Source organism: Allobosea rubneri (assembly GCF_032464875.1).
GTDB lineage: Bacteria > Pseudomonadota > Alphaproteobacteria > Rhizobiales > Beijerinckiaceae > Allobosea > Allobosea rubneri.
Genome location: NZ_JAWDID010000124.1, coordinates 1 through 1501, shown reverse-complemented (window position 1 = coordinate 1501; position 1501 = coordinate 1). Strand labels below are relative to the sequence as shown.

Annotated in this window: 1 protein-coding gene; it reads left to right on the top strand. The window is 63.0% G+C overall.

Annotated features, from left to right (window positions below; all coding sequences use genetic code 11):
• Positions 1-76: 76 nt before the first annotated feature.
• Positions 77-1428, top strand: a protein-coding gene (locus RKE40_RS29550; protein WP_316021721.1) for an IS3 family transposase whose coding sequence is annotated in 2 segments (ribosomal slippage) — positions 77-413 and positions 413-1428 — 1353 coding nt in all. Because the reading frame shifts where the segments join, the coding sequence is not laid out codon by codon here.
• Positions 1429-1501: the final 73 nt, after the last annotated feature.

Below are 1501 nucleotides of genomic sequence, written 5' to 3'. Positions count from 1 at the left end.
TCAGCGCCCTTGAGACAGTTCAGGGGTTTTCGGGAAGGGAGGATTTCTGGATCATCGCAGCCATTTTGGAGCGCAGATGAGACAGAAATCCGGGCCGGAGAAAGCACCGGCAGAGCAGGTCGTGAAGGACATCCGGCGAGCGACCCGCCGGCAATTTTCGGCCGAAGAAAAGATCCGCATCGTTCTGGAAGGCGTGCGTGGCGAGGAGAGCATCGCCGAGCTATGCCGGCGCGAAGGCATCGCCTCGTCGATGTATTACGGCTGGTCGAAGGAGTTCCTGGACGCCGGCAAGCGACGCCTCGCCGGCGACACGGCGCGCGCGGCAACCTCCGACGAGGTCAAGGAGCTGCGTCGTGAGGCACAGGCGCTGAAGGAGGCCGTGGCCGATCTGACCCTGGAAAACCGCCTGCTCAAAAAAAGCATGCTGGCGGATGGGGAAGACGACACATGAGATATCCCGCATCCGAGAAGGCCGAGATCATCCGCCTGGTCGAGGCCTCGCATCTGCCGGCGCGACGCACGCTGGAGAAGCTCGGCATTCCCCGCGCCACGTTCTATCGCTGGTACGATCGCTATCTCACCGGCGGGATCGAGGCGCTCGCCGATCATCGCTCGCGGCCGGATCGTGTCTGGAACCGGATTCCTGACCCAATCCGGGCCGAGATCGTCGAGCTGGCGTTGCGCGAAACGGAGCTGAGCCCGCGCGAGCTGGCGGTGCGCTTCACCGACGAGAAGAGCTACTTCGTCTCGGAGGCGTCGGTGTATCGGCTGCTGAAAGCGCATGATCTCATCACCAGTCCGGCCTACATCGTCATCAAGGCGGCGTCCGAGTTCAAGGATAAGACCACGGCGCCCAACCAGCTCTGGCAGACCGACTTCACCTACCTGAAGATCACCGGCTGGGGCTGGTATTATCTCTCGACCGTGCTCGACGACTTCTCCCGCTTCATCGTCGCCTGGAAGCTCTGCGCCACGATGCGGGCGGACGACGTCACCGCCACGCTCGATCTGGCTCTGGCCGCAGCGGGGCTCGACCAGATCACGGTCGCACATCGGCCGAGGCTGCTGAGCGACAACGGCTCGTCCTACATCTCGGCCGACCTCGCCACCTGGCTCGATGGCAAGGGCATGCAGCATGTTCGCGGCGCGCCCTACCATCCCCAGACGCAGGGCAAGATCGAACGCTGGCACCAGACCCTGAAGAACCGCATCCTGCTCGAGAACTACTATCTGCCCGGCGACCTCGAACGGCAGGTCGCCGCCTTCGTCGAGCATTACAACCAGGCCCGCTACCACGAGAGCCTCGGCAATCTCACGCCCGCCGATGTCTACTTCGGCCGCGGGCCGGCCATCCTCACCGAACGCGAAAGGATCAAGCGCCAGACCATCCAGCAGAGACGCTTGCAGCATCAGCTGAAGGCCGCATAACCTCAAACCCAGATGAGCCAGAGCCTCCGTTCCTGAGACATCGAAACAGCCTCAAATCATCTGACGACGGACA